Genomic DNA, 26,697 nt, shown 5'->3' on the forward strand with positions numbered 1-26,697 from the left:
AAATATGGGGATGTAAAGGAGAGCAGGTACATGAGTAAAATGATGGAAAACCAGGTGGCAATCATAACGGGGGCAGGCAGGGGGATTGGGCGTGAAGTGGCGGAGATATTTGCCGAGCATGGGGCGCGGGTCGTCGTCTCCGACCGGGATGAGGCCCCGGCTGAAGAAACAGCTGCCGCCATTCGTGACAAAGGCGGGGAAGCGATTACATACTGCGGTGATGTTACATCGGCCGAGTTTGCAAAAGGAATTATGGACACAACAGTGGAGGCGTTTGGCAGGCTCGATGTTCTCGTAAACAACGCCGGATACACGTGGGACAGCCTGATCCACAAAATGACGGATGAGCAGTTCCAGGCAATGCTGGACATCCACCTCATTGCTCCTTTCCGTCTCATCAGAGAAGCGGCCCCTCATATGCGAGAGGCGGCAAAAAAAGAAATCGAGCAGGGAATCACCAATTATCGAAAAATTGTCAATGTATCATCGGTGGCCGGCATTATGGGGAATGTCGGGCAGGCAAATTACTCCTCGGCAAAAGCAGGCGTCGTTGGCTTAACCAAGACAATAGCCCGCGAGTGGGGGCAGTTTAACATCAATTGCAATGCGGTTGCTTTTGGACTCATTGATACACGGCTTACACGGCCGAAAGAAAATGGGGAAAGCGTAAATGGGGTGGCCGTCGGCATTCCGGAAAAAGTACGGACGATGTTTGAGCAGGCGATCCCGCAAAAGCGTGCCGGTGAAGCGAAGGAAGCAGCAGCCGGTATTTTCTATCTTGCTTCGCCTCTGTCGAACTATACAAACGGCCAGGTCATCCACATCAATGGCGGTTCCTACACTTGATGTGAATAAACGAAATCCTACACATAAGGGAGGGAGCGGCAAATGAAAGGAATTATCTCTTACGGCGCATACGTTCCATACCGGCGTTTGCAGCGTAATAAAATCAAAGAGTTTTTTGGGACACCGGTGTTCTCAGGCGAGAAAGCAGTCGCCGGGTTCGATGAGGACAGCATATCAATGGGGGTTGAAGCGGCCCTCGACTGCCTGGGTGGATTGGACAAAGAAGCCGTTGACGCCATATATTTTGCGACAACGAGCGGTCCGTACCGGGAGAAATCATCGGTGCCGACCATGGTAAAGGCACTTGATTTAAAAAAGAGCGTGCAGGGAATCGAGGCCGCGCACTCTCTCCGGGCAGGCACCTCAGCGATGATAGGGGCTGATCTTGAACGAAGGACGCTTGTTATCGCGGCCGACTGCCGGATAGGCGGGCCGGGGGGGACAGAATGAGCAGTTGTTTGGTGATGGGGCTGCTGCTTTTCTGCTGGGCAGCGGAGAGGATGTCATCGCGCGTATCGTTGACTCTGTAACGATACAGGAGGAGGCGGTTGGCCAGTGGCGTAGCCAGGGAGATCCTTTTCTGCAAAACTGGGAGGAGCGCTTCGTTTCCGATGTTTTCTTACAAAGCGTACAGGAAGCGGCGGTACGTCTTGCGGCAAGAAACGAGCTGACGCCTGAATCGATTGCTAAAATCGTTGTATCCGGACCTGGGAGTAAAGCATATATTCAGGCGGTCCGAAAACTGGGCTGCAAAGAGGAGCAAATTCAGGACCCGCTGCTTTTATCCGCTGGCGCCGCCGGTACGGCGCACGGCCCGATGATGCTTACCGCGGCGCTTGAAGAAGCAAAGCCACACGATAAAATTCTTCTTCTCACTTTCGGAGAGGGGGCGGACGCCATCCTGCTGGAAGCAACAGAGGCAATCGCTGAATATCCGAAGCGAAAAGGAATCAAAGGACACATCTCGATAAAAAATAACGAGCTTTCTTATAGTGATTACGTGAAGTGGAAGGGGATGCTGCAGGTGGAGCCGCCGCGACGGCCGACCACAAACCGCCCTTCCGCACCGGCTATGTATAGGAACTACCACCAGAATCTTGGATTTTACGGCTCCAGGTGCACGGAATGCGGAACTCCCCAATTTCCGAAGCAGCGGGTGTGCGTGCACTGCCAGGCAAAGGACAAAATGGAAGACTATCGTTTTATAGGGAAGAAGGCCAGCGTCGCAACCTATACGGTGGATTACCTTGCAGCAACGCCCGCTCCGCCGGCCCTCGTTGCGGTGATTGATTTTGAAGGAGGCGGCCGCATTATGTGCGAGGTTACCGACTGCAGCCCGGAAGAAGTGGAGATCGGAATGGAAGTCGAAATGACATTTCGCCGTTTGTATGAAGCCGGGGGGATTCATAACTACTTCTGGAAAGCGCGGCCGAAACGGTGAAGGGGGCAAGAATAGATGAGTAAGCGTGGAATTTGCGATAAAGTCGCTGTTATAGGTATGGGGTGTACAAGATTTGCCGAGTACTGGGATAAGAGTGTGGATGATCTGCTTGTGGAAGCGGCTTATGAAGCGTTTAACGACGCGGGAATTGAGCCGACCGATATTGAGGCGGCCTGGCTAGGGACCATGGATTCAGGCTATGCGGGAATTACGCTGTCCGGTGCACTAAAAACACAGTATATACCGGTTACGAGAGTAGAGAACATGTGCGCGACCGGCTCGGAAGCATTTCGGAACGCGTGCTACGCGGTTGCCTCGGGCGCGTATGATATGGTGCTGGCGATCGGTGTGGAGAAACTAAAGGATTCAGGATACAGCGGGCTTGTCATTCAGGGAGCGCCTAATGATGGAACGGCGCCCGATATTACAGCCCCCGCAGCCTTCTCCTTCATTGCGCCGGCCTATTTTAAAAAATACGGGCTTGACCCGCAGAAAGGGAAGGAAGTGCTGTCCCGCATCGCCTGGAAAAATCATCGGAATGGCTCGTTAAATCCGAAGGCGCAGTATCGCAGCGAAGTGCCGTTAGAGAAAATTGCCAAATCCCCCATGGTGGCCTCTCCGCTGGGGGTGATGGACTGTTCCGGTGTTGCGGACGGAGCTGCGGCGGCGATTATCGTGCGGACGGAGGACGCGCATAAATACAGGAAAGACCCGATGTATGTAAAAGCGTTATCCATTGCGGCCGGTCCGGGGGATGGGCGGCTGCGCCAGGACTTTGACTTTACTTCCATCCGGGAGAACATGGCGGCCGCGGCTGCGGCTTACCGTGAGGCCGGGATAACGAACCCCCGTGAGGAAATCCATATGGCCGAAGTCCACGATTGCTTCACGCCGACGGAGCTAGTTATTTATGAAGATTTAGGGTTCAGCGAGCGCGGGAATGGCTGGCGGGATGTGCTCGACGGCGTGTTCGACCTCGACGGCAAGCTTCCCGTAAATCCCGATGGGGGATTGAAATCATTTGGGCACCCAATTGGCGCAAGCGGCCTGCGCATGCTGTATGAAATGTACCTTCAGTTCCAGGGGAAAGCCGAAAAACGGCAGCTCAACAATCCGAAAATCGGCCTAACCCATAACCTGGGGGGCTTTCCCTGGCAGTGCGTTTCCTTCGTATCGATTGTAGGCAAAGAACTTTCGTGATGGCTGGGAGCAGGAGATACACATATCACCTGCATGGACAGTATAAAAAACAGCATTATAAGAGAACATACGCCGTATACTTTCTGTAAAGCAAGCAGAAAATACGGCGTTTTTTATATGCTGTATGGTAAAATAGTAAATAGACCGGTAAGGTTTGTGGTATATATAGTTATAAGCCACACCTTTCATCAGGTTCCATATTTTTGTTATAGGAAAAAGAGGCAGCCACCGTTACAATAAAATAAAGAGTATAGCGTAGCTATAGAGGAGGAATCCAAATGAGTTTCTGCTGCGGAGCAAGTATGATAGGCGCACTTGGAAGCCTGCGCCACTACAAAACACAAATTCATAACGTTCCGATTTTATACTGTCCTGTATGCAATCGGATTGACGTTCACCACGATATTGAAGAAGAATACGAAATTCTGTCTGAATATGCACATGCGGATATGGCACCTGAAGTCGACTTTAAAGAGTACGTGAATGGAGACATGCTGGATAAAATATTTGAAAATTGCATCTCGATAGATAACGGGAATATCTCGATGGTTCTGCGCGGCCAGATCGATAACGCGCTTGATTTAATGTCCATTGCAAAGCAATTGGACGATAAAGAATGGGCCGAGGACTTGAAGCTTCGGTTGAATAAACTGAGTCAGCGGCTAAATCGCTGGGAATCGCAAAGCAAGAAATCGACCCCATAATATACCTACTAAAAGCGGTGCTCCGACATAAAAAAAAGGGGCGCCGCTTTTTTTTGTTTTATTCCCCCCAAAAAAGGGTATAAAGATGCGAATCTTTATGGAAAGAGGTGAAAATTCTTGTTACTTACGCTTTTTCTAGGAAAATTGCAACGCAAAGAAAAACCTCTACATACTACAGAACATCAAAATCTGCATGAACTTATCGAAAGAATACAGCAGGGTGAGGATATATTGCGAAACGAATTGATCGCAAACTATCGGCCGTTTATCGGGACGAGTGTTTCAAAAGTATGCAAGCGGTACATTGACCAGAACCACGACGAAGAATTCAGCATAGGCTTAGAAGCTTTTAATGAGGCGATATCTCACTATACAAGGAGTAAAGGAAGCTCTTTTCTTTCTTTTGCCGATCTTGTCATACGGCGGCGGATTATTGACTTTATTCGGAAGAGCAAGCAGAAGATCGCTCTTGTCTCCCTCGATGAGCACACGGATCCGGAATCAAACGACCATAATGTCTGGGATGTCCAGGCGGCTGTTGAACAATATCAGCAGGAAAAAGAAGCGGATTATAGAAGGGAAGAAATTCTTCATTACAAGGACCGGCTCTCGGAATATGGTATCGCCCTCGAAGAACTGCCTGACTACACACCAAGGCATACTGATGCCAGAATCAATATGATTAAAATTGCACGAATGATTGCAGAGCAGCAGGATTTAAGGGAAACGTTTCTCACAAAGAAAAAAATCCCGGTGAAATACCTTCTGCAATATATTTCCTTTTCCCGTAAAACAATTGAAAGAAACCGAAATTATATTGTAGCCATTACATTGATTTTTATTGAAGACTATCGGTACTTGCGCTCCTATATCCAGGTGGATGAGGCAGACGAAAGGGGGGAAGTTCTGGATGAAGAAGGGAATTGTAATGGAAGTGCAGAGCCGGCAGCTTATAGTCATGACGCCGAGCGGGGAGTTCTATAAAATACCGGCCGATAAAAAAGGCTTGAAAGAAGGAGAAGAAATTGAGTTTGTTCCCCCGCCAAAACAAGCGGCCGCTGAAACGCGGGGCGGCTGGGGCCGGTGGTCTTACGTAGCGGCGGCGTCGATTCTGGTTTTGCTCTCCGTTTTCCCATTGTGGAATATGCTGCATGCTTCCGCCTATGCTGCCGTTTCGATCGATATTAATCCTAGCCTCGAGCTGGAACTGGATAAAGAGTACCGGGTTATCGACGCCACCTCTTTTAATAAGGAAGGAAAGCTGTTGCTCGACGGGGTAGAATGGAGAAAACATTCCTTTGTCGATGTTGCTTCGAATGTAATCGCTGAGGCAGGCAGACAGGGATTTTTGAAAAAGAACCATGATATACTCATTGCCTCCATCGGATTGAAAGACGTCAGGGTGTCCGACGAGGTCGTTCGGTTTGTCCAGAAAGAAATCCCTGTGCTGACTGCTTCTGATCAGGAACAGGTAACGATTACGCTTATGAAGAGCAGTAAAGAAGTTCGCGAAGAAGCGAGAAAAAATGGTATGTCAGCCGGGAAATTTGCACTCTATGAATCGCTGAAACAAAGCCACAAACAACTATCAAAGGATAGCATTAAGAAATTAAGTGTGAGCGAAATCCGTTCACAAATAGGCGGGATTAGGGAGACGGGAAGCAGCACTCCCAAAAAAGATGCAGGAATAATAGTTAAGGAGATAAAAAAGACTTCGCCTGCACCTCCTCCTTCTCCACAGCATGGGGTTTCGAATAAAGCGCCTGCTGCCAGCGCGCAAAAGCATCCTGCTGCAGTCCAAACTCCGGTTGTAAAAAAACCGAAAAAAACAGTGAAAGAGGAAAAACTAAAGCACCCCGGAAATCGAAATCCGATGGAGGGAAAATCAACTGCAGAGAAAGCGAAAGAAATTCTCGACTTAAAAAACAACCCGAAAAAAAATGAGGATATCCTGCGCAACCCTGCACCTTCCGAGCTGGAGAAGGTAAAGGAACAGCTGCAGGAAAAAATAAAAAGAAAAAGAACATCATAAACACCAGAAAGAAAAAGGCCAGAACGAGGAACACCACTCTTCAGGGGACGAATAAAGGAAAGGGAAGGCGCACAAAGCACCTTCCCTTTCCTTTATATATTTAATGAAGTTATGGAGTGTTGCTGAAAATGGATGTTCGTTCGCCCCGGCAGTCTATGCCTGTAAATGTAGAGCCATCGAAGTCATCCCAGCTTCTCGCATCTGAGAGAATGAGTGAGCTATGCTCTTGCATCGCATTGTATTCTTCCTCGGTTACATATTCATAAGCATATCGGTTTAGCTGGCGAATTCTCCACACCTTTTTTCCACTCGCGCTGTGAAACCATTTTTCCGCCTGATCGCATAACGGATGGGAAAGACTGATAACCTTTCGACAGATAGGACAATAACCTTCCATTCTATCACCCCGTTTACCTTTTGTTTTATTATACTAAAAATTCGAACGAATAAAAAAGGATTTTTCAGGGTGCTATTTTTTGCGTTATGGGTATGCTATAAAAAAACGAAGGGCTACTTTTTAAACAATTTTGTTTAAAAAATATGCTTACAGGTCTTTCATTGATTTTCAACTATGATATACTATATTATAAAAGATGGCTGAAAACAATGCGATTACCACACTTGAGAATTTTAAATCATTTCAAGTAGATATCATGTTAACGGAGGGAATTAATCATGGCAGAAACACCACATTTGAAAATAGAGAACCTGGCGGTTTCCATTGATACAAAACAGATTTTGAAAGGGCTTAGCCTGGAGATTAAAGGCGGGGAAGTCCATGCGATCATGGGGCCGAACGGTACGGGGAAATCCACGCTTGCTTCATCCCTGATGGGACATCCAAAATACCAGATTACAGGCGGAACAGCTACGCTCGACGGAGAAGACTTGCTCGATATGGAAGTGGACGAACGTGCGCGCAAGGGATTGTTCCTTGCCATGCAATATCCGAGCGAAATTAGCGGGGTAACCAATGCGGACTTCCTGCGCAGTGCAATCAATGCGCGCCAGGAAGAAGGAAAAGAAATCTCACTGATTAAGTTCATTCGCCAAATGGATAAGCAAATGGAAGTTCTTGAAATGGATGAGTCCTTCTCCCACCGTTATGTGAACGAAGGCTTCTCCGGCGGGGAGAAGAAGCGTAACGAAATCCTTCAAATGATGATGATTAAGCCAAGGATTGCGATTCTTGATGAAATCGACTCCGGCCTGGATATTGACGCGTTGAAAGTTGTTGCGCGCGGGGTAAATGAACTTCGCAGCCCGGAAATGGGCGTACTTATGATTACGCACTATCAACGCTTGCTCAACTATATTAAACCAGACTTTGTTCATGTCATGATGCAGGGCCGAATTGTGAAGTCCGGCGGTCCGGAATTGGCTGAAAAGCTTGAAGAAAACGGATATGACTGGATTAAGGAAGAGCTCGGCATTCAGGATGAAACAGTAGGCGCAGAAGCGTAAGTCAGGGGGGATAGTAATGAGCGTAGAAGCAAACGTGCGGTTTGACCAGGAAATAATTGCCCGGCTTTCGCAAGGACAGCAGGAAGCGGAATGGGTTACACAGCTTCGTGAACAGGGCTTTTCAGACTACCAGCAGCTGCCGGTGCCCAGACTGGATAAAACGAAAATTGACAAGTGGAATATCGATGGATTTGTTCCTTATAAAGAGGAAGCGGTAATCACTTCTTTAGACTCGCTCCCTGAGGAACTGAAAGATGTCCTTGCTGAAAATAATAACAGCCTCATCATTCAAAAACATTCCACTGTTGTTTATGCAGAGCTCAGCCCGTCGCTTAAGGAGCAGGGCGTACTGTTTATGCCTCTGGCTCAAGCGGTGCGTGAGCACGAAGACCTTGTAAAAAAACATTTATTCCAGAGCGGAATTGAACAACATAAAGTAACGGCGTTGCATAAGGCGCTATGGAGCGGTGGACTGTTTGTCTACGTGCCGAAAAACGTAGAGATTAAGGAACCGCTTCAGGTAATTGTGTGGGGCGAAGAGGAAGAGGTAGCACTGTTCCCTCACACGCTTATCGTTGCCGATACAAACAGCGCTGTACAAATTGTCGAAAATGTTATCGGTGCAAATTATACGAAGCCGGTGGTAATGAACGGTATGGTAGAAATCTTTGCCAAATCCGGTGCGAAGGTAACCTATGCTTCCGTTCGTTCCCTGTCTGAGCAGGTGACAGACTATACACATCGCCGGGGGATTACCGACAAGGATGCACGCATTGAATGGTTATTGGGAGACATGAATAACGGAAATACCGTTTCCAACACGACAACCATTTTAGAAGGACAGGGCTCCTCAACCGATGTGAAATCCGTTGCGATTGGCAGTGGTTCACAAAGAGAGAACTTTGTTGCAAGAGTCGTGCACATCGGCTCCCATACGGAAAGCACAATGCTTACCCGGGGTGTCATGAAAGATGAAGCAGTAGGTATTTTTAACGGGATTACAGAAATGAAGAAGGGTGCGGAGAAGGCAAACGGTGAACAAGCGGAGAACCTTCTGATGATGAGTGAGAAGGCGCGCGGGGACGCCAATCCGATTCTGCTGATTGATGAGGATGATGTTTTGGCAGGCCACGCCGCATCTGTCGGTCCTGTTAGCCCAATGCAAGTTTTCTACTTAACATCGCGCGGTATTAGCAGACGGGAAGCAGAGCGTCTTATTGTTCATGGTTTCCTCGCTCCGGTACTGGGTAATCTGCCTATTGAGGGTATGCAGAAGCGATTAACCTCCATTATTGAAGGGAAGCTTTCATGATGAATGCAAAAGAGATTCGTGAACTTTTTCCTATCCTGAACCAGGAAGTCAACGGTCATCCGCTTGTTTATCTTGACAATGCGGCTACTTCGCAGAAACCTATACAGGTCATCGAAGCGCTTGAACGTTACTATCGTGAATATAATTCAAATGTTCACCGCGGTGTTCATACCCTCGGAACACTGGCGACAGACGGATATGAAGGAGCACGTGAGAAAGTCCGGAAATTTATTAACGCGAAGGAAGCGGCAGAAGTTATCTTTACTCGCGGAACGACAACAGGATTAAACTTTGTAGCTCAGGGATATGCCCGCAACTTCATTGGGGAAGGCGACGAAATCGTCACTACAGAAGTAGAACACCACAGTAACTTTATCCCGTGGCAGCAGATCGCGAAGCTTACAGGAGCTACCCTTAAGTTTATCCCGCTCCAGCCGGATGGAACAATCACGGTAGAAGCGGCTGAACAAACAATTACGCCGAATACAAAACTCGTAGCAATGGGCTATGTATCCAATGTGCTTGGTTCCATTAATCCGGTTAAAGAGGTGGCATCCATCGTCCACCGCCACGGTGGTGTGATGGTTGTGGACGGTGCACAGGCGGCTCCGCACTTGAAGGTAGATGTTCAGGACTTAGATTGTGATTTCTTTGCCTTCTCGGGCCACAAAATGGCCGGTCCGACAGGCATTGGAGCTCTCTACGGAAAACGTCATCTGCTTGAAAAAATGGAGCCGGTAGAATTCGGCGGGGAAATGATTGACTTTGTAGACCTGTATGATTCTACCTGGAAAGAGCTTCCATGGAAATTTGAAGCCGGTACACCGATTATCGGTGGTGCTATCGGACTCGGGGCGGCGATTGATTTTGTTGAATCGATTGGAATGGATGCTATTCGCGACCATGAGCAGAAGCTGGTCAGCTACGCGATGGAGCAAATGAGCACAATTGAAGGTATGAAAATTTATGGTCCGCGGGAGCGCAGCGGCCTCGTTACATTCACAATGGGGGATGTACATCCTCACGATATCGCCACTGTGCTCGATGCGGAAGGGATAGCGGTTCGAGCCGGCCACCATTGCTGCCAGCCTTTAATGAAGTTCTTAAAGGTTTCAGCGACTGCGCGGGCGAGCTTCTACCTGTACAACACGGAAGAAGACGTTGACGCGCTGGTAAAAGGCTTAATCAAGACAAAGGAGTACTTCGGAAATGTCTTCTCTTGATGATTTATACCGCCGCGTTATTATGGATCACTACCAGAAACCTCGGAACCGGGGGGCATTTGATGATGACGCGGTTACGATTAATATGAATAATCCGACCTGCGGAGACCGGATTCAATTGCAGTTGAAGATTGAAGACGGCAAAGTCAGCGATACCCGTTTTACGGGTGAAGGATGCTCGATAAGCATGTCATCCGCATCGATGATGACGGAAGCAATTAAAGGGCGTAAAGTCGATGACGCATTAAGGATAGCAGACCTTTTTTCCCGGATGATGAAAGGGGAAGAGGTAGAAGACGAGTTGGAACAGGAAGATTTAGGTGACATTGAAGCCCTGCAGGGCGTATGCAAGTTTCCGGCTCGTATCAAGTGTGCTACTCTCGCGTGGAAAGCGATGCAGCAGGGCGTACGTGAGCAGTCGAACCACGAGGAGGCGTAATCATACGTCTCAACAAGGAGGAAGAACAAATGAGTAAAAAAGCACCTGAGTTACAGGAATACCAGTATGGTTTTCATGACAAGGATATTTCCGTCTTCCGTGCAAAGAAAGGGTTAACGAAAGAAATCGTTGAGGAAATTTCCCGCATTAAAGGCGAGGAGCAGTGGATGCTTGATTTCCGCTTGAAATCCCTTGAAACCTTCCGGAAGCTTCCTATGCCTCAATGGGGCGGGGATCTGACCGAACTTAATTTTGACAGCATCACCTATTATGTGAAGCCTTCTGAAAAACAGGGCCGTGACTGGAATGAAGTGCCGGAAGAGATTAAGAATACATTTGATCGCTTAGGGATCCCGGAAGCAGAACAGAAGTTCCTTGCCGGTGTATCGGCCCAGTATGAGTCAGAGGTTGTATACCATAACATGCAGCAGGAGCTGGAAGATCTCGGCGTTATTTTCTGCGATATGGATACAGCTGTACGGGAGCATCCTGAAATTGTAAGAGAATATTTCAGCACAGTTATTCCTCCGACAGACAATAAATTTGCCGCATTAAACAGTGCCGTATGGTCTGGCGGAAGCTTTATCTACGTACCGAAAGGCGTAAAATGCGAAACGCCGCTGCAAGCTTATTTCCGGATTAACTCTGAGAACATGGGTCAATTCGAGCGTACGCTGATTATTGCCGATGAAGATAGCTTTGTGCATTACGTTGAGGGATGTACGGCTCCTATTTACAGCACGGATTCCCTTCACAGTGCGGTGGTTGAGATCATCGTTAAGAAGCGCGCACGCTGTCGTTATACAACCATTCAGAACTGGTCTGCCAACGTATACAACCTTGTAACGAAGCGCGCAACCGCTGAAGAAGACGCGACAATGGAATGGATTGACGGTAACATCGGAAGTAAAATCACGATGAAGTATCCGGCTGTTATCATGAAAGGCCCGCGTGCGAAAGGCGTCGTTATTTCAATCGCCGTTGCCGGAAAAGGAATGCATCAGGATGCGGGGGCCAAAATGGTTCACCTTGCACCGGATTGCAGCTCCACCATTGTATCGAAAAGCATTAGTAAGCACGGCGGTAAAGTTACGTACCGTGGATTGTCGAGCTTCGGAAGAAAGTCCGAAGGATCGAAATCCAACATTAAATGTGACACCATCATTCTTGATAAGCTTTCTACATCCGATACGATTCCTTACAATGAAATTCTAAACAACAATGTTACACTGGAGCATGAAGCGACAGTTTCCAAGGTGAGCGAAGAGCAGCTCTTCTACTTGATGAGCCGTGGTTTAAAAGAGGATGAAGCAACCCAGATGATTATTATGGGCTTTATCGAACCGTTCACCAAAGAACTTCCAATGGAATATGCGGTAGAGATGAACCGTCTCATCCAATTCGAAATGGAAGGCTCCATCGGATAAAAGAATTACGTAAAATCAAGGAACTCCCAAACGACATCGTTTGGGAGTTTTCAGTATTGTATGCGCATCGTTTATAAGCTGCCATTTAAGATGTGATATGATAAAAAGAAGCATATTTATTTCCCATCGTACATAGGAGTGAACAAACTATGATTTGGTTGGTTTTCACGTTGATTGGCACCTTCGCCGGAGCGTTCGGCAGCCTGCTCGGTCTCGGCGGAGGAATTATTCTTGTTCCGGCTCTGCTTTACTTTGGTTCGACGATGTCCGGCGTCCCGGCGATTACGCCACAGCTTGCGATTGGAACATCACTCATGCTCATCATCGTAACGGCTTTTTCGTCCACAATTAGCTATGCGCAGAAGAAGCTGGTTGATTTTAGAAGCGCTTTTCTTTTTTTTTATCGGAAGCGCGCCGGGGGCGGTCATTGGTGCCTGGCTTTCCGCTTTTTTTAATAAAACCTCATTTAATGTTTACTACGGAATTTTTTATGGTCGTTATGTTTTTTGTTTTTGCTTTATCGAAAAAGAATGCAGCCGCGTGAGATGAAGTGGAAAACGGTGAGAACATATACGGATGTTTCAGGGCAGGTCTATACATACGGATATTCTAAAACGCTTGCTGTTATCATTGCTCTGCTTGTCGGTATTTTATCAAGTGTGTTTGGGATTGGCGGAGGGGCGCTTATGGTTCCGTTTATGCTGGTGATGTTCCGCTTCCCGGCACATGTAGCGACCGCTACTTCGATGTTCGTCATTTTGCTGTCTTCGATTGTAGGGAGCGTAACGCATATTGCCTTTGGCCACGTTATATGGATGCTTGTCCTTGCCATCGCTCCGGGGGCATGGCTTGGCGGAAAATTGGGGACAATGCTGTCGAGCAGGTTGTCCGGGAACGGCATTGAAAATATTTTGCGGTTTGTCCTGCTTATTATCGCCATCCGCATGTTGTGGCAGGGACTGGCTTAAGGAGAGGAGAGAAAGGTATGGGGATGAAAGGCGTCCTGCACATTTTACATACGAACGATCTTCACAGTCATTTTTCGGAAATGGCGCATATCTCCACAGGATTGAAAACAATGCGCCAGGCTTTGCAGGAACAGGGGCAGCCGGTTGTAACTGTTGATCTCGGGGATCATATGGATAGAATGACGCTGAAGACGGAAGCAACCTGGGGCCGGGCGAATATCGAAATATTGAACGAATCAGGCTATGATCTTGTTACAATCGGAAATAATGAAGGGCTGACGTTTCCCCGCGAACAATTAAATCGTCTTTATGAAAGTGCCTCCTTCGACGTTCTCTGTGCAAACCTCATTGATTCCGCAACAAAAAAAATCCCGGAGTTTATGGAACCGTATGTCATTCAAACGTACGGAGATGTGAAGGTGGGATGGATCGGACTCACCGCTCCCTTCAGTTCTTTTCCCTTCTACAAACTGCTCGGTTTTGAAACGAGAGATCCGTTTGAAGCTGCAGGTGCCATTGTGGAAACAATTCGCCCACAGGTAGATATTGTTGTCGTTCTTTCTCATTTAGGATATAACTTCGATGTGGAGCTTGCCCGCAACACGCGGGGAATCGATGTTATCCTTGGGGGGCATACGCACACCTATTTACCTGACGGAGAAATGATCAACCGAACACTTGTTTGCCAGACGGGGAAATTCGGCCAGCATATCGGGCATGTCCATATACAATATGATAAGGAAACGAGAGAAGTGGAATCTCTCCAGGCTGCCTGTATTCCGAGCACAGACTATGAGGCAGACAGGGACATAGAGGAGCTCATTGCGAAATACCGGCAGCGGGCCGAAGATATTATGAGCGAGGTGGTCGTCCGGCTGGACAGGGATTTGCCGGTATCATGGCAGGAGGAATCGCCGCTTGCCAATCTGCTTGCGGTTGGACTGCGAGCCTGGACCGACGCTGATATCGGAGTCGTTAATTCCGGCGCTCTACTGTTTTCGCTTAAAAAAGGACCGGTCACAAGAAAAGATATGCTGGCCCTCTGTCCGCACCCGATTAATCCGTGTAAAATGAAATTAACCGGCGCCCAGATCCGCATCATCCTGGAAGAATCACTTGATGATGGGAATGTTAACAGGGAGATACGAGGATTTGGCTTTCGGGGAAAAGTGCTGGGGAGGTTAAGCATTGCCGGTGCGGATGTCTACTTTAGCCCAAAAGGGAAAAGCGGAAAACGCATTGAGCGTATTCTCGTCCATGGCGAACCCATCCGCGATGACAAGCTGTATACAGTAGGTACGATTGATATGTTTACCTTTGGCATTGTTTTTCCCACCTTTAAGCGGGGGAGTGAGGTTGAGTATTATTTACCCGAGTTCTTAAGAGACGTTCTCCAGCAGGAATTGAAGAAGGAGCATTCATTAGAGGAATGCAGTAAAAAGCACTGGCTTGATATATAATAAAAAGCAGGTTTATCTAACATCTGTGTATATATAGAAGGGGGTATTTTCATGAATTTAATCAATGATATTTATAATCTTTACCGTGATAAGTTTACGGGCGACGAAGAGGATGTAGCAGCTGTTGTCATGGGGCTTCTCCATGAACAGAATAAAGAAGAGATGCTGCAGTGGATTCACGAGATGAAGGAAAATGAAATTTATCAAATGCTTGGCTTTTATTTAATGGAAATGCTCCGTGTAAAGCTTGCTGAAGAAGGCGTTGGCGGCATGCGTCCTGATTCCGGTATGGAAAGATATCACTAAGGGGGACAAAAGCCTCGGTATCGTCACCTGCCGGCAGCCGTGTACATAATGTAATTTATAAGTAATCTAGTATAGTGTAGAGGGGGAATAGGAAGATGGTAGAAGTAAAACCTCTGCTTGTTGAAGGCCGCCAGGTGGTTGCCATTTCGGTTCAGTTGCCGAAAACAACGCTGCTCGTTGTAACAACAGATAAAGGATACATTATGTGCGGAGCTCTTGATGTAGCTTTGTTAAACGAACGGCTGGCAAGCCGGAACATCATTGCGGGGCGCGCGCTTGGCGTGCGTACAATTGAAGAGCTGATGGAAGCGCCGCTGGAGTCAGTTACTGCAACGGCTGAGGAGCTTGGAATCGTGCCCGGCATGAAGGGAAGAGACGCAATTCTCGCTATGCTATAAGGACACAGTTTGTTTTCCTGGGACGAAAAGTCCCTTTTTTATTTTCTCTACCTTTAAGGCGGATTCCATGTATAATGGGAGGGAGACATTAGAGTAGGGAGTAAAAAGATATGAGGTTAATCTCGATAACCCGCTGCCAGCCAGGAATGGTATTGGCCAAGCCGATTTATACGGACACGGGAACCGTATTGCTAAACAGAGACGTTTCCCTGACAGATTCGATGATCCAAAGGCTTAAACAAAAAGGAATTAATACTTTATACATACGGGACAAGGCAACAGAAGACATAGAGGTGAACGAGGTCATTTCCGAAGAAACAAGAAGATCGGCGATGAAAACGATCCACCAGAGCTTCACGGATATTATTCTCTCCGAGCAGAAGTGGAAGACACGTCTTTCAATGCAGGCTGTAACGAGTTTTCGTACCATGTTCGAGTCTATTCTCTATGACTTGAAGAAAAACCGCAATGCAATGAATCTGCTCACGAACATTTATACGCATGACAATTACGTGTATGCCCATTCGTTAAATGTGGCGATTTATTCCGCCGCGCTGGCGATACAGCAGGGGTACAATGACAAAGAATTGACGGAAATTGGGATAGGTGCCTTGTTCCATGATATTGGAAAACTTATGCTGCCTGAGGAAATTTTAAATAAACCGGACCGCCTGACAGAGGATGAGTTCGAGATAATCAAAAAACACGCGGAATACGGATTTGAATTTCTTCGCAATCAGGACGGCATTTCTTTATTATCTGCCCATTGCGCGTACCAGCATCATGAAAGGATGAATGGAAGCGGATATCCTCGCGGGTTGAAAGGTGATGAAATCCACCGTTTTGCCAGAGTTATGGCTGTATGTGATGTATTTGACGCGCTTACGACAAACCGTGTATACCGTAAAGCGATGCTTCCACATGAAGCGGTGGAAATCCTGTATACAGGCGCTGGGGATGGCCAATTCGAAAGCAAACTTGTTGAGGGATTCCGAGATACGATTGCTATTTATCCTCTCGGGATTACCGTGGTTTTGAATACCGGAGAAGTCGGAGTCGTCGTTGACTACAACCGCCGTCTCCCTTCAAGGCCGATTGTCCGGATTACAAAACACCCGGACGGCAGAGATGTGGACAAGTATTATGAAATAGATTTGTCTAAAGAGTTAACGATTATGATTGTCGGATGCGACGCCATTATATAACTTGCAAGAACGAGGTGCACTTGGATGAAGCTTGAGAATTATGTAACAAGTACAGAAGATAACGTCTATGCGATTAAAAATGTGCCGACCGAAGTTGTCGGCACTGTTTTTGCTAAAGTAAGCCGCAGCCCGCGCAGCTTCCGTGATAATTTGTTTGATTTGATTAAGGAAGACATGCTCCACCTTCCCGATGTCGACATGATTTCGATGTTTAAGCAGTCCGCCGCCCACGCCGGGGGATTTATGAAGAAGTGGGGAGTGGACTACGGCCACTCCAGTATTAAGGAGCATGCTTTCGCCCAGTTCTGTATTGAAGGCGTTTCACGCTGGTTTACAGAGGCGCTTGAAACCGTGCAGTCGGCAAAATGGCTCTCTTTTACGGAATTCAGTTTGCGTTATCAGAAGCCGGAAGACTTCGTGGTGCCTGCAGAGCTGGAGAATCATCCTGAATTAAAAGAACGGTATATCGCGTTCGGAAATCGCTGCTTCGAGAAATATGAAGAACTTGTCCCACTCTTCTTTGCGCTCATTAAAGCCAAAAACCCTGATATGAAAGATGGGCCGGCAGAAAAGCTTGCTTATGAGAATGCACGCAATGTGCTTCCCCTCGCAACGAAGTCCAATGTGGCGATTACGGGCAATGCGCGGGCGATTTCCGACGCCATTGCCGAGTTGCTGTCGCATGAGGGATACAATCAGGAATTTGTCGAAACAGCAGAGAAAGTAAGGGTACATACAACCGAAGTCCTTCCCTCGCTTATCAGCCATGCAGAGGCGACACCATACCTTCGTTCTTATGTTGCGGACTTATACCGCCGCCGTACGCACGGGGCCAACTCCCCGGCCGTTTACAACGGGCCGTTCGTTGAAGTGGATGAAGCGCCGGCCTCTCTCCCTTTTACCAGCACACAGGAAGGCATGGCACTTGGAGACTTCTCGTTGATGAACCGGTTCAGTGAGCTGCCTGCAACGATGCGTGCCTTCGGAAAAATGGTGGCCGTAACTTGTTCCGAAGGCTGTCACCACCAGGTGATTCGCCACCGCGCATTTGACTTTTCTGTTCAACTGCCCGATACCGCATATGGGTTTATTCTTCCGCAGGAAATGGTCGATGCACAGGGAACGGAGGAAGCTGAACGCATTACAGCTATATTGCTTGGGATGCGGGACGAGTCTCATGAACTGTATGAATTATTCGCTGCCGCAGGTCTCTTGAGCATCGCTCCTTATGTTGTATTGAACGGGAATGCCCGGAGGCTGCCGTTCTATGCAAACATGTATGGGTTATCCCATTTTATTACTCTGCGAAAAGAAGAATACGCCCAGGATGAAATACGGAGTGTGGCAGGGCAGCTTGAGCGTGTGTTTACAGAAATGGAACAGTCTCTCCAGGGATTTGAGCTTGATCGCCATCTTCGGAAATAAAAGTAAAATTTCATTCTGACTAAGGGGAAGGTACTTAAATGGTGCCTTCTTTTTTTTTTTGCTCGGCACATAATTGTTAAAAACGTCACAGTAAGAAGGACCTATAAACTGATATAACTAAGATAAGAATGCTAAATTACAATTTTAGTTATAGCAAGGCAAAGAGTGCAGAGAGGGGATTGAGCGCGATGGAGGAGGCGGAAGAAGGAATGCGCACACAGGATGAATTGCGTCTTGCTTCCATTGTATTTAAGAATTCCAGTGACGGCATTGTGGTGACCGACGCTAGAGCTGTCATTTTATCTGTCAATCCCGCTTTTACGAAAGTCACCGGATATAGCGCTGCAGAAGCCGTTGGAAAAACGCTCCGCATGCTGAGGTCAGGAAGGCAAAGCAAAGAGTTTTACGCAAAACTGTGGCATAGACTGTTAGAGGCAGGACGCTGGCAGGGGGAAATCTGGAATCGAAGGAAGAGCGGGGAGATTTATCCGGAATGGTTAACCATTCATGCAATAAAGAACACAAGCGGCGAAACAACCCATTATGTTGGTGTTTTTGACGACATTACGGAGCGTGAGCAATTAAAGAAGGAGCTTCTGCTTACAGGCAAGATTCAAAGAGAGATGCTGCCCCCCAATATAAATAGTGAACAGGTAAAGATGAAGGGTATTTATCACCCCCTCCACTATGTAAGCGGGGATATGTACGGTTATAAGTGGAGTAAGGAAAGGGACGTGCTTTTTGGATATTTGATCGATGTAGTAGGCCATGGGGTATCGACTGCGCTGCAAACATCGGCCCTGCACGTCTTATTCCGGCAGGCAGCCGATAAAGGCTTTTCACTAAAGGACAGGCTTACCCATATAAACAGTGAAGCCATGCGGTTTTTTACAGAAGAAGTGTTTGGAGCCGCCATTTGCTTCGAGTTTAACTTTAAGAAACGAACGCTGACCTATGCGTCAGCGGGAATTAACCATTTTATTTGTCTGTCTGCAAACGGAGGGGAACTTATGAAGGTGCCGGGTTTATTTCTGGGCATTGAAGACCGCGCATTTTACGAGCAGCATACGATCCTCTTTGAATACGGAGACAGCTTTTTCTTTTTTACGGACGGGCTGTACGATACTTTGCCTGCCTCGTTTTTGCAGTTTATCCCCAGCTATGAAGAAGCCGTCCGAATGCTGAAAGAATTTGCTTATAGCGACCAGTGCAAAGATGATGCTTCAGCGATGTGTTTTTCTATTTTATAGAAGAATCGTGCCCGGCAGCGAGAGAAGGGAGGAATACATACGATGTTTGAAATTGAATTTACATTTAAAAACCAGAGCGATTTTGCCTTTATCCGCTCCTGCGTAAATGAGCTTGTTGAAGTCACGTTGTCACCCAATCATGTTCTTATGCAGATTGCGCTGAACGAGGCCGTAAATAATGCCATTACATATAGCCGCCAGAAAAGAAAGGGGGCGCCTGTTACGTTAAAGCTGCGAAATGATGGGAAGAAGCTTGTTATTCGCATAAAAGACCGGGGAAAAGGGTTTGCGGCAAATGAGAGGCTGAAGGAGTTGACGGAGGGCAGCGCATGCCTGGGGGAAGGCGAGCTGTGGAAGGATTGTGGCCGCGGCCTGTTTATCATGCAATCAGTCAGCGATGTTGTGAAATATAACAGGGAAGGGAACGAGGTTATTCTTGTGAAGAGGCTTCCCTGTGAAAAAAGCAGACTTGCCGCTCGGGAAGTGGCGCACAGTAAAGAAAGGAGTTCGATTTCATGAACCTAAAATTAAAGCAAAAACTTGTTGTTTCGTATCTGGCTATCGTTGTGCTGCTGCTCATTATGGCGGGATATTCGACGTATTCTCTGGCCGACATTAATAAAAATGCCGACAGCATGTACTATGATCGCCTGATCCCTGTTTCGCACATAGGACAAATCAGTAAGTATGCGGAGAATACAAGGGTAAACATGGTCTCTGCTGTCGCTTTCCAGGATAAAAAAATTCGTTGATACGGCGGAAAAGAACCTTGGAGAGATTGACAAGGTCATTGAGGCATATGGCAAAATCAATATGGATCCGGAAGAGAAGCAGGTGTTTGAACAATTTAAATCGGATTGGTCTACATTTATGGGAATCGTCCGGAATAATATTCAGCTTGTAAAAAGCGGTAAATTTGAAGAAACACGCCAGGGGTTAAAAAAGGGAGGTGTTCCTTACCAGAAAGCGAGCGATGACCTCACACAGTTGATGAAAATCAATGAGAAAGCCGCCGCAGCATTGACTGAGGATAACCAGAAGTCTTATGAAAGCACACGCCTGATTCTTATTGTCATTAGTGTAATTTCGATTGCCGCTGCTGTTGCAATCGGTCTGGCGGGCGGCTCAATGATTTCATCGCCGATTATTAGCATAGCGGAACGGGCGAATCGCATTGCTGAGAATGACCTGACCGGAGATGAACTTAAAGTAAGAAATAAAGACGAGATTGGCCAGATGGCCCAATCATTCAATCAGATGACCCAAAACCTGCACGACATTATCGCCGGCGTAAGAAGGGCGTCAGATGAATTGGCAGCCACTTCTCAGCAGATGGCTGCCTCCACGGAAGAAGTTACAGCGGGTGTTACTGAGGTTGCGACAAGCATTCAACAGGTAGCAATCGAGGCGGATGCCGGAAACCATGCGGTCGTAGATTCATCCAAAGTTCTCCTTGAGCTATCTTCTCTCATTCAAATTGCCAGAGGGAAAGCGAACAGTGCGGCTAATTATTCAAAAGTGACGCTGGAGACGGCCGCGGAAGGAAAAGAGATTGTGAATGATACTGTGGATCGCATGGAAAACATCAAAGAAAAGACGGTAGAAACAGAGCATTTAATCGCAACGCTGGATGGATATTCTAAGGAAATCGGCATGATTACGGATACGATCACCCAGATTGCCACACAAACGAATTTGCTGGCCTTAAATGCCGCGATCGAAGCGGCGCGTGCGGGAGAAGCGGGGAAGGGATTCGCTGTTGTGGCTGATGAAGTACGAAAATTGGCCGAGCAGTCTAACCAGGGTGCCGGACAGGTGGCCGAACTTGTCCGTAAAGTATCGAAGAGTACAACGGACGCAGTAATGGCTATGCAGCAAAACCGAATGGAAGTGGAAGAAGGAACGGAAGTCGTTGCGAGAGCGGGCCAGGCGCTGCAAAACATCCTGGATGCCGTAGATAACACGGTAAAAGAAGTGGAGAGCATCGTCGAAGTAACGGATGAAGAAGTAGCGGAATCCGAACGGATTGTTCAATTGATTCATTCGCTGGCAAGCGTTGTGGAAAATACGTCTGAGAATGCGCAGCAGGTATCAGCCGCCACCCAGGAAACGTCCGCTGCCATGCAGACGATTGCAGCCAGTGCGGAAGAAACAAGTGCAATGGCAATCGAATTACAGACGATAGTTGAGCGCTTTAAACTATAAAAGCAAAGAGAGGAGCCGCTTGTCATGATACAGGAAGTAAAGATTGTAAATAACCAGGTGCACGTTGCGCTAAGCGGAAACATATATGTGGAAGAGTCCTCGGCTATCAGGGAGCAACTGCTTCAGTATATAGAAAAAGGGCACAAAGATTTCCGCATCAGCCTGACAGCGGTACATTACATCGACAGTTCAGGGCTTGGTGTGCTTGTTGCTATTCATAAGAGAGCCGTGCAAAACGGAGGGGGCGTTGTCATTGAGGGACTGCACGGCGCGGTCCGCGAATTGTTTGAGCTAACCCGCCTGACGAGGGTGTTTAAAATCGTGTGATAACGGGATATATATCCAATTGAGAGAAATAAAGCATAAATTCATAGGTTGCATAAAATTTCACTTGAATATGTCTAATTTGTGAACATTCCCTTGAAAAACTACTATTTTTCGATAAAATTCGCTAAACTATAAACATTATTACAAAATAGAGAGAAAGCAATTAAAGGCGGGCCAATTAAATAAAAAAATGTTACTTGCCTAATTCACAAATGTGAAACGGGGGATATTTTAATCTTCTGGGGTGTATCCACAATCGTGGAGGGAGACCTTATCCTCTCAACCCGTCAACTAACCTCGTCGGCACGAAGGGAGTAAGCAGGGCTATGAAAAAAAAGAAAATTTTGACTGTTTTAATAGCAGGGAGTATTGCTTTAACGGGAATATTTACTCCGATTGGACAAAAATCGGTATCAGCTTCAAGCGAAGAATTAATTTCTACAGCAAAAAGCTTGATTGGTGTTCCTTATAAATGGGGCGGTACGACAAAAAATGGCTTTGATTGCTCTGGTTTTCTAAATTATTTATTTAAATCCGAACATGTTTCTCTTCCTCGCACAGCAAACGATATGTACCATAGAGGGACAACGATTTCACGATCTGGCTTCGTGCAGGTGACCTGGTGTTCTTCAGGACTTCTCGCCGTGCTCCGGTTACACACGCCGGTATGTATATCGGAAATGGCAAATTTGTTCATTCCTCAAGCAGTAATGGGGTTGCGATAAGTGATCTCGATGATAAGTATTATTGGGGAAGCCGGTATGTAGGGGCGAAGCGGGTAACAGACTAGACGGTAAAACACCGTACATATGATTAATTCGTTTACTAACTCTCAACTAAACGCATTGTTTGGTTGGGGGTTTTTTACTTTTTTACCCGTTATTCCTGTAAGTGAAACATGTGAAAAAGAAAGTGTAAAAAGATTTTTTCGTGGTATATAAAATTATAAGCAATTTTACACTTGAAATTCAAAGAGGAGGTAGACAAACATGAGTTTTCTTTGGTCTTTAATTGTCGGAGGGATTATTGGATGGCTGGCGGGTATGATTGTTGGAAGAGACGTTCCGGGTGGTGTTATCGGTAATATCATTGCCGGTTTTATCGGTGCCTGGCTTGGTTCCAGCCTTCTTGGAGACTGGGGACCGGTTGTAGGTAACTTTGCAATTATTCCAGCTATCATTGGGGCCGCCGTCGTTGTCCTTGTGGTAAGCCTCGTTCTTCGCAGCATGAGTGGAAGAGCCCACGACTAAAAAAGAAAAGCGCCTGACAGGGCGCTTTTTTGTATTAATCTGTCCGTCTTATCATTGTCCACCCGGCATATATTGCAGCATGGGGGTGGCGCAATGAAACGACCGAGAATAAAGCCTTCCAAGGCTCCGATTCCGTCTAAATACATGTTTATTATCTCCATTCTTATCTTTTTTGGCTTATCGTTTCAAACATTTTATTATCTGGAGAAAAACCTCGAACCGGTCATTCGTGAAATTGCCCGCATTCGTGTCGAACAACTGGCCACCAAAGCTGTTCATGAGGCGATTGACAGGAAAGCGATACAGAGCACGAACTTTCAACAGCTTGTGGACATCCAAAAGGATAAGGACGGAAAAATTCAGGCCGCCATATTTAATACGAATGCGCATGCTCAAATTATCGAGGAAACAATGACGCGCGTAACACACGTACTGGCTGAAATGGGGAGCATTTCGCAGAAAATCCCGCTTGGCCAGGCGCTCCACAGTAATTTGTTAGCGCAGTTTGGCCCTGACATTCCTTTAAAGCTCGTCCCCCTGGGAACTGTTCAGGTAGACCTGGATACGAAAATGAAGGAAGCCGGGATTAATATGGTGCTCGTTACGGTTGTTGTCGTTATCGACACAAAGGTCAAAATTGTTTTTCCTTTTTCCACACAACCCGCTCTCGTTAAATCCGAAATTCCGATTTCAAGCGCACTTGTTGTCGGAAGCGTACCGCAAATCTTCTACAATAACGCTGAAAGTGGGGCGGGAAGCAGTACTTCGGGCCAGCAGCTGCCAAGCATTGTCCCGCCGGTTCAATTCAACAGTGGAGAGGCTCAAAAGTAGACTGCGTAATTGTTTAATAACCATGTACTTTCATCCAGGTTTAAACTTCTGGGGAATGGGGAATAACAGTAAGTAATAGCATGAGATTTTTCTCTCTCTTTCTCCCCCTACACTTGCCGCTGTCAAATGACAGCGGTCTTTTTTTACGGTAAAAATAAAACAAGCCCCCGGCTTCGACTGTCATCGGCTGTTTCCATCCTGTTGCGACTGGAAGAGGGGGCGAATAGACTTTTCCACCAGACGGCGGGCATGAAACATAAGGCTTTTGGATACGAGATATGTTATAGTTTAAATTAAGATTCCTGGGGAGGAATGTATGGTATTTTGAAACATTTTAGGGGGTATAGGGTTGAACATTCCACAATTACAAATTGCGCACATGAAGCCAGCAGTACCGGTGATGCAGGGAGGAATGGGAGTTCGGATTTCCCTTAGCGGACTGGCGGCGGCGGTGGCCAACGCCGGAGGGATTGGAATTATTTCCGGAACAGGCATTCCGATTGAGGAAATGCGCGCTCACATTCGAAAGGCGAGGGAACTGACGAATGGCAAAGGATATATAGGGGTTAATGTCTTGTTTGCGATGAATGATTTTCCCGAAACAATAAAAGCAGCCATGGAAGAAAAGGTTGATTTTATTATTTCAGGTGCGGGCTTCTCAAGGGATATGTATGCCTGGGGAAGAGAGTACGGGGTCCCTGTCATTTCGATTGTGTCCTCAGCTAAATTAGCCAGGCTTGCCGAAAGGCTCGGTGCAGCCGCGATTGTAGTAGAAGGCTTTGAAGCGGGGGGGCACCTCGGAACGGACAGGCCGTTGTTTGATATTCTGCCTGAAGTGATTGAAGCTGTGAAAATTCCCGTCATTGCGGCGGGGGGAATTCTTACCGGGAGCGATGTAGCCAAGGCCATTCGCATGGGCGCATCAGGCGTCCAGATGGGAACGCGTTTCGTTGCGAGCGTGGAATGTGACGCACCGGATGAATTCAAGCAGAAGTATGTAGATGCGAAAGAAGGGGAGGCCGTCCTTGTTAAAACAACAGTGGGCCTGCAAGGCAGGGCACTCCGCAACACGTTTACCGATTCAATTGCCGGAGAAAACAAGCTGAAGATTAACAAGTGTCACGATTGCCTCAAGAATTGTTCATGTCGCTTCTGCACGCTGGACTCTTTATTGGTTTCCGCTTCCGGGGATGTGGAGAATGGGCTTGTTTTTGCGGGGTCCAGAGTGCATGAAATTAATGATATTTTGCCGGTGCAGAAGATTATTGATAACATAGTGGGTGAATACTTTCAATCACAGTATATAGAAGTAAAGAAGGTACATCGGCTTTAATTAAAATAAAATCATAGTATAAAACACCAGGGACCGGCAAACGGTCCCTTTCTCTATGTGTATTGTCTCCTAAGATGGCAATTTGAAAAAAATACCATTTACAATTAGGCTGGTTTTTTTGTATAACTATAAATTGGAAGCATTTATTTACGTGTAACCTTATTTCTGGGTGGTAATAGAACAAAAATTGCAGACAATGCCAATACACATGCATAGTAGGAGATGTTATAAGTATGGAAACGCAGGAAGCAAGCTTATATGACGTAGTCATCGTTGGCGGTGGTTTAGCCGGCTTATCTGCCGCGGCTTACTTGTCGGAAAAAGGAAAGAAGGTAGCTCTGCTGGAGCGGGGGAATTTAGGCGGGAGAGCCGTTACCCTGAAAATCAAGAACTTTGCGTTTAATTTCGGGGCACATGCGATTTACGGGCGTGACAGTTCGAAATTGCGTAAGTTTGAAAAAGAATTGGGAATCCATATTGATTGGCAGGACTTCCAGCCGAATAAAGCAAAGTATGATATCGGCGACAGATTGACGGACATGCCGGCTAACATTCAGGGATTGTTTAATACTTCGGTTATAAAAGGATTAGGGAAGATCAAATTTACATTTGAAATTTTTAAAACGATGCTTCACGTGGAGCATGGACATCCTCACCTATCTATTGAAAAATGGATGGAAGAAAAGAATGTAAGTGAAGATGTACAGGAAATGATGCTTACGCTTGCCTCCTCAAACTTCTTCACGCGTGAGCCGGAGCGCATCCCTTCCGATGTATTCTTCAACTACTACCAGCGTCTTTTTAGAACGAATAAGCCGGTTGCGTACATTGGCGGCGGGTGGCAGGCTTTGATTAATGAGTTTGTACGGATTATTGAAAAAAATAACGGAGCCATTATTACAAAAGCAAAAGTTGAATCGGTGACAGCTGGAGACACCAAAGTGACGGAGGTCCATACTACGCAGGGTTCGTTTAAGGGAGAGGAATTTATTTTCTGTATTCCTCCGAAAGAGCTCGAAAAGATTGTAGCCGGCACGAAAATCGAGCACTTTATTAAACAGTATTCAAGCTATGAGCCGAGTTATGTATACGTTTACGATATCGGATTACAAAACCGGATCGAAGTGCCGTATACGTATATTTACGATAAGAAAAACAAAATATTTATCACCGATGTTTCCCATTACGATAAAACGTGTGTGCCTGAGGGCGGACAACTGCTGCAGGCCATTGCATACCTCACACAGGAGGATTTGCAGAACAAGGAAAAAATCCAGGAGTACCATGAGAAAATTGAAGCTCTCTATGACAAGCATTTTGCGGGCTGGCGTGAAGAACTCGTCGTTCCCCGTGTCTCGAAAAGAGCAGCCGCACAGGAAATTAAATGGACGATGAACCAGGAGCCAATGCCTCTCTACCTGCCGGACTATCGCAATGTTTTCTTTGCGGGAGACTGGTGCGAAGGGCAAGGGCAGTTGTCTGAACTGTCATTCTCCAGCGCCTATGAAGTAAGCCAGTTAGTTTTGCAAAAGCATCCTTCAAGCTTAATTTAAAGAAGCAGTGTATAAAAAGTGAAAAACCGGGAAGAATGGATACTGGTTACACCACCAATCGTCTCCTATATTTCTCCCCCTTTCCTTGCACCGTCATT

Annotated in this window: 27 protein-coding genes, 3 pseudogenes and 1 riboswitch; of the genes and pseudogenes, 29 read left to right on the forward strand and 1 reads right to left on the reverse strand. The window is 46.8% G+C overall.

Features of this window, described 5'->3' with window-relative positions; genetic code table 11:
* Positions 1-30 precede the first annotated feature (30 nt).
* The 7 genes from MBEAL2_RS01055 (at position 31) to MBEAL2_RS01080 (ending at position 6,223) form a co-directional block, all read left to right on the forward strand.
* Positions 31-846: an SDR family NAD(P)-dependent oxidoreductase gene (locus MBEAL2_RS01055; RefSeq protein WP_047150466.1), complete on the forward strand. Its 816-nt coding sequence runs from the start codon at positions 31-33 to the stop codon at positions 844-846.
* A gap of 42 nt (positions 847-888) precedes the next feature.
* Positions 889-1,296, forward strand: a complete 408-nt coding sequence (locus MBEAL2_RS32365; protein ID WP_201780788.1) for a hypothetical protein — start codon at positions 889-891, stop codon at positions 1,294-1,296.
* 4 nt (positions 1,297-1,300) lie between these two features.
* Positions 1,301-2,287, forward strand: coding sequence for an OB-fold domain-containing protein (locus MBEAL2_RS01060; protein WP_201780789.1), 987 nt, complete (start codon positions 1,301-1,303; stop codon positions 2,285-2,287).
* Between the two features lie 15 nt (positions 2,288-2,302).
* A complete protein-coding gene (locus tag MBEAL2_RS01065) occupies positions 2,303-3,487 on the forward strand; it encodes an acetyl-CoA acetyltransferase (RefSeq protein ID WP_047150467.1) in 1,185 nt (394 codons plus the stop codon).
* A 278-nt stretch (positions 3,488-3,765) separates the two neighbouring features.
* Positions 3,766-4,191: a hypothetical protein gene (locus tag MBEAL2_RS01070; protein WP_047150468.1), complete on the forward strand. Its 426-nt coding sequence runs from the start codon at positions 3,766-3,768 to the stop codon at positions 4,189-4,191.
* A 144-nt stretch (positions 4,192-4,335) separates the two neighbouring features.
* Positions 4,336-5,175, forward strand: a complete 840-nt coding sequence (sigI, locus tag MBEAL2_RS01075) for an RNA polymerase sigma-I factor (RefSeq protein WP_269082432.1) — start codon at positions 4,336-4,338, stop codon at positions 5,173-5,175.
* A complete protein-coding gene (locus MBEAL2_RS01080) occupies positions 5,102-6,223 on the forward strand; it encodes an anti-sigma factor domain-containing protein (protein WP_047150469.1) in 1,122 nt (373 codons plus the stop codon). The genes sigI and MBEAL2_RS01080 overlap by 74 nt, the downstream gene beginning before the upstream one ends.
* Positions 6,224-6,332: 109 nt before the next feature.
* Here MBEAL2_RS01080 and MBEAL2_RS01085 read toward each other — a convergent pair whose 3' ends face one another.
* A complete protein-coding gene (locus MBEAL2_RS01085) occupies positions 6,333-6,620 on the reverse strand; it encodes a hypothetical protein (protein ID WP_047150470.1) in 288 nt (95 codons plus the stop codon).
* 278 nt (positions 6,621-6,898) lie between these two features.
* Here MBEAL2_RS01085 and sufC point away from each other — a divergent pair, with 278 nt between their 5' ends.
* The 22 genes and pseudogenes from sufC to MBEAL2_RS01190 all read left to right on the forward strand — a co-directional run bounded on the left by sufC (position 6,899) and on the right by MBEAL2_RS01190 (position 26,599).
* Positions 6,899-7,687, forward strand: coding sequence for a Fe-S cluster assembly ATPase SufC (sufC, locus tag MBEAL2_RS01090; RefSeq protein WP_047150471.1), 789 nt, complete (start codon positions 6,899-6,901; stop codon positions 7,685-7,687).
* 16 nt (positions 7,688-7,703) lie between these two features.
* Positions 7,704-8,999 (forward strand): Fe-S cluster assembly protein SufD, encoded by a 1,296-nt coding sequence (gene sufD / locus MBEAL2_RS01095; protein WP_047150472.1) that lies wholly within the window; start codon positions 7,704-7,706, stop codon positions 8,997-8,999.
* Positions 8,999-10,222 (forward strand): cysteine desulfurase, encoded by a 1,224-nt coding sequence (locus MBEAL2_RS01100; RefSeq protein WP_047150473.1) that lies wholly within the window; start codon positions 8,999-9,001, stop codon positions 10,220-10,222. The genes sufD and MBEAL2_RS01100 overlap by 1 nt, the downstream gene beginning before the upstream one ends.
* Entirely contained in the window at positions 10,209-10,661 is a 453-nt protein-coding gene (sufU, locus tag MBEAL2_RS01105; RefSeq protein WP_047150474.1) for a Fe-S cluster assembly sulfur transfer protein SufU, read from the forward strand. Before MBEAL2_RS01100 ends, sufU begins: the two co-directional genes overlap by 14 nt.
* A gap of 29 nt (positions 10,662-10,690) precedes the next feature.
* Positions 10,691-12,088, forward strand: coding sequence for a Fe-S cluster assembly protein SufB (sufB, locus tag MBEAL2_RS01110; protein ID WP_047150475.1), 1,398 nt, complete (start codon positions 10,691-10,693; stop codon positions 12,086-12,088).
* A 149-nt stretch (positions 12,089-12,237) separates the two neighbouring features.
* A pseudogene (locus tag MBEAL2_RS29915) lies at positions 12,238-13,056 on the forward strand (sulfite exporter TauE/SafE family protein).
* Positions 13,057-13,073: 17 nt separating this feature from the next.
* A complete protein-coding gene (locus MBEAL2_RS01120) occupies positions 13,074-14,516 on the forward strand; it encodes a bifunctional metallophosphatase/5'-nucleotidase (RefSeq protein WP_047150476.1) in 1,443 nt (480 codons plus the stop codon).
* 51 nt (positions 14,517-14,567) lie between these two features.
* Entirely contained in the window at positions 14,568-14,822 is a 255-nt protein-coding gene (locus tag MBEAL2_RS01125) for a DUF6154 family protein (RefSeq protein ID WP_047150477.1), read from the forward strand.
* Between the two features lie 95 nt (positions 14,823-14,917).
* Entirely contained in the window at positions 14,918-15,220 is a 303-nt protein-coding gene (locus MBEAL2_RS01130; protein WP_047150478.1) for a YunC family protein, read from the forward strand.
* Between the two features lie 110 nt (positions 15,221-15,330).
* The gene (locus MBEAL2_RS01135; protein ID WP_047150479.1) at positions 15,331-16,425 is read left to right on the forward strand and encodes an HD-GYP domain-containing protein; all 1,095 of its coding nucleotides are present in this window, start codon (positions 15,331-15,333) and stop codon (positions 16,423-16,425) included.
* 24 nt (positions 16,426-16,449) lie between these two features.
* The gene (locus MBEAL2_RS01140) at positions 16,450-17,850 is read left to right on the forward strand and encodes an FAD-dependent thymidylate synthase (protein WP_047150480.1); all 1,401 of its coding nucleotides are present in this window, start codon (positions 16,450-16,452) and stop codon (positions 17,848-17,850) included.
* Between the two features lie 188 nt (positions 17,851-18,038).
* Positions 18,039-19,100, forward strand: coding sequence for a SpoIIE family protein phosphatase (locus MBEAL2_RS01145; protein ID WP_052947348.1), 1,062 nt, complete (start codon positions 18,039-18,041; stop codon positions 19,098-19,100).
* A gap of 42 nt (positions 19,101-19,142) precedes the next feature.
* Positions 19,143-19,619: an ATP-binding protein gene (locus tag MBEAL2_RS01150; RefSeq protein ID WP_052947349.1), complete on the forward strand. Its 477-nt coding sequence runs from the start codon at positions 19,143-19,145 to the stop codon at positions 19,617-19,619.
* Positions 19,616-20,087 (forward strand): annotated as a pseudogene (locus MBEAL2_RS32575) (MCP four helix bundle domain-containing protein); the annotation flags it as partial. The gene MBEAL2_RS01150 and the pseudogene MBEAL2_RS32575, both read left to right, overlap by 4 nt.
* A gap of 3 nt (positions 20,088-20,090) precedes the next feature.
* Positions 20,091-21,305 carry a methyl-accepting chemotaxis protein gene (locus MBEAL2_RS32580; protein WP_369405454.1) on the forward strand — a complete coding sequence of 405 codons (1,215 nt, stop codon included), beginning with the start codon at positions 20,091-20,093 and terminating at the stop codon, positions 21,303-21,305.
* Positions 21,306-21,329: 24 nt separating this feature from the next.
* Complete coding sequence (locus MBEAL2_RS01165) at positions 21,330-21,632, forward strand: STAS domain-containing protein (RefSeq protein WP_047150482.1); 303 nt, start codon at positions 21,330-21,332, stop codon at positions 21,630-21,632.
* A 188-nt stretch (positions 21,633-21,820) separates the two neighbouring features.
* A riboswitch (cyclic di-AMP (ydaO/yuaA leader) is annotated at positions 21,821-21,952 on the forward strand.
* A 6-nt stretch (positions 21,953-21,958) separates the two neighbouring features.
* A pseudogene (locus MBEAL2_RS01170) lies at positions 21,959-22,222 on the forward strand (C40 family peptidase); the annotation flags it as partial.
* Positions 22,223-22,254: 32 nt separating this feature from the next.
* Positions 22,255-22,422, forward strand: a complete 168-nt coding sequence (locus tag MBEAL2_RS33885) for a C40 family peptidase (protein WP_161798144.1) — start codon at positions 22,255-22,257, stop codon at positions 22,420-22,422.
* 199 nt (positions 22,423-22,621) lie between these two features.
* Positions 22,622-22,882, forward strand: a complete 261-nt coding sequence (locus tag MBEAL2_RS01175; protein WP_047150483.1) for a GlsB/YeaQ/YmgE family stress response membrane protein — start codon at positions 22,622-22,624, stop codon at positions 22,880-22,882.
* Between the two features lie 93 nt (positions 22,883-22,975).
* A complete protein-coding gene (gene yunB, locus MBEAL2_RS01180) occupies positions 22,976-23,713 on the forward strand; it encodes a sporulation protein YunB (protein ID WP_052947352.1) in 738 nt (245 codons plus the stop codon).
* Between the two features lie 331 nt (positions 23,714-24,044).
* Positions 24,045-25,046, forward strand: coding sequence for an NAD(P)H-dependent flavin oxidoreductase (locus MBEAL2_RS01185; protein WP_173427687.1), 1,002 nt, complete (start codon positions 24,045-24,047; stop codon positions 25,044-25,046).
* A gap of 233 nt (positions 25,047-25,279) precedes the next feature.
* On the forward strand, positions 25,280-26,599 hold the full coding sequence (locus MBEAL2_RS01190; RefSeq protein WP_047150484.1) for a phytoene desaturase family protein: 1,320 nt from the start codon (positions 25,280-25,282) through the stop codon (positions 26,597-26,599).
* Positions 26,600-26,697: the final 98 nt, after the last annotated feature.

Source organism: Aneurinibacillus tyrosinisolvens (assembly GCF_001015055.1).
Taxonomy (GTDB): Bacteria; Bacillota; Bacilli; order Aneurinibacillales; family Aneurinibacillaceae; genus Aneurinibacillus_A; species Aneurinibacillus_A tyrosinisolvens.

Excerpts from the sequence above, each read along its gene's own strand:
- MBEAL2_RS32365 (WP_201780788.1), top strand. The coding sequence starts at position 889 with ATGAAAGGAATTATCTCTTACGGCGCATACGTTCCATACCGGCGTTTG.
- MBEAL2_RS01125 (WP_047150477.1), top strand. The coding sequence starts at position 14,568 with ATGAATTTAATCAATGATATTTATAATCTTTACCGTGATAAGTTTACG.
- MBEAL2_RS01140 (WP_047150480.1), top strand. The coding sequence starts at position 16,450 with ATGAAGCTTGAGAATTATGTAACAAGTACAGAAGATAACGTCTATGCG.
- sufU (WP_047150474.1), top strand. The coding sequence starts at position 10,209 with ATGTCTTCTCTTGATGATTTATACCGCCGCGTTATTATGGATCACTAC.
- MBEAL2_RS01080 (WP_047150469.1), top strand. The coding sequence starts at position 5,102 with ATGAAGAAGGGAATTGTAATGGAAGTGCAGAGCCGGCAGCTTATAGTC.
- MBEAL2_RS01070 (WP_047150468.1), top strand. The coding sequence starts at position 3,766 with ATGAGTTTCTGCTGCGGAGCAAGTATGATAGGCGCACTTGGAAGCCTG.
- sufC (WP_047150471.1), top strand. The coding sequence starts at position 6,899 with ATGGCAGAAACACCACATTTGAAAATAGAGAACCTGGCGGTTTCCATT.
- MBEAL2_RS01055 (WP_047150466.1), top strand. The coding sequence starts at position 31 with ATGAGTAAAATGATGGAAAACCAGGTGGCAATCATAACGGGGGCAGGC.
- MBEAL2_RS01190 (WP_047150484.1), top strand. The coding sequence starts at position 25,280 with ATGGAAACGCAGGAAGCAAGCTTATATGACGTAGTCATCGTTGGCGGT.
- MBEAL2_RS01130 (WP_047150478.1), top strand. The coding sequence starts at position 14,918 with ATGGTAGAAGTAAAACCTCTGCTTGTTGAAGGCCGCCAGGTGGTTGCC.
- yunB (WP_052947352.1), top strand. The coding sequence starts at position 22,976 with ATGAAACGACCGAGAATAAAGCCTTCCAAGGCTCCGATTCCGTCTAAA.
- MBEAL2_RS01065 (WP_047150467.1), top strand. The coding sequence starts at position 2,303 with ATGAGTAAGCGTGGAATTTGCGATAAAGTCGCTGTTATAGGTATGGGG.
- MBEAL2_RS01150 (WP_052947349.1), top strand. The coding sequence starts at position 19,143 with ATGTTTGAAATTGAATTTACATTTAAAAACCAGAGCGATTTTGCCTTT.
- sufB (WP_047150475.1), top strand. The coding sequence starts at position 10,691 with ATGAGTAAAAAAGCACCTGAGTTACAGGAATACCAGTATGGTTTTCAT.
- MBEAL2_RS01145 (WP_052947348.1), top strand. The coding sequence starts at position 18,039 with ATGGAGGAGGCGGAAGAAGGAATGCGCACACAGGATGAATTGCGTCTT.
- MBEAL2_RS01165 (WP_047150482.1), top strand. The coding sequence starts at position 21,330 with ATGATACAGGAAGTAAAGATTGTAAATAACCAGGTGCACGTTGCGCTA.
- MBEAL2_RS01085 (WP_047150470.1), bottom strand. The coding sequence starts at position 6,620 with ATGGAAGGTTATTGTCCTATCTGTCGAAAGGTTATCAGTCTTTCCCAT.
- MBEAL2_RS01135 (WP_047150479.1), top strand. The coding sequence starts at position 15,331 with ATGAGGTTAATCTCGATAACCCGCTGCCAGCCAGGAATGGTATTGGCC.
- MBEAL2_RS01175 (WP_047150483.1), top strand. The coding sequence starts at position 22,622 with ATGAGTTTTCTTTGGTCTTTAATTGTCGGAGGGATTATTGGATGGCTG.
- MBEAL2_RS32580 (WP_369405454.1), top strand. The coding sequence starts at position 20,091 with ATGAAAATCAATGAGAAAGCCGCCGCAGCATTGACTGAGGATAACCAG.
- MBEAL2_RS01100 (WP_047150473.1), top strand. The coding sequence starts at position 8,999 with ATGAATGCAAAAGAGATTCGTGAACTTTTTCCTATCCTGAACCAGGAA.
- MBEAL2_RS01120 (WP_047150476.1), top strand. The coding sequence starts at position 13,074 with ATGGGGATGAAAGGCGTCCTGCACATTTTACATACGAACGATCTTCAC.
- sufD (WP_047150472.1), top strand. The coding sequence starts at position 7,704 with ATGAGCGTAGAAGCAAACGTGCGGTTTGACCAGGAAATAATTGCCCGG.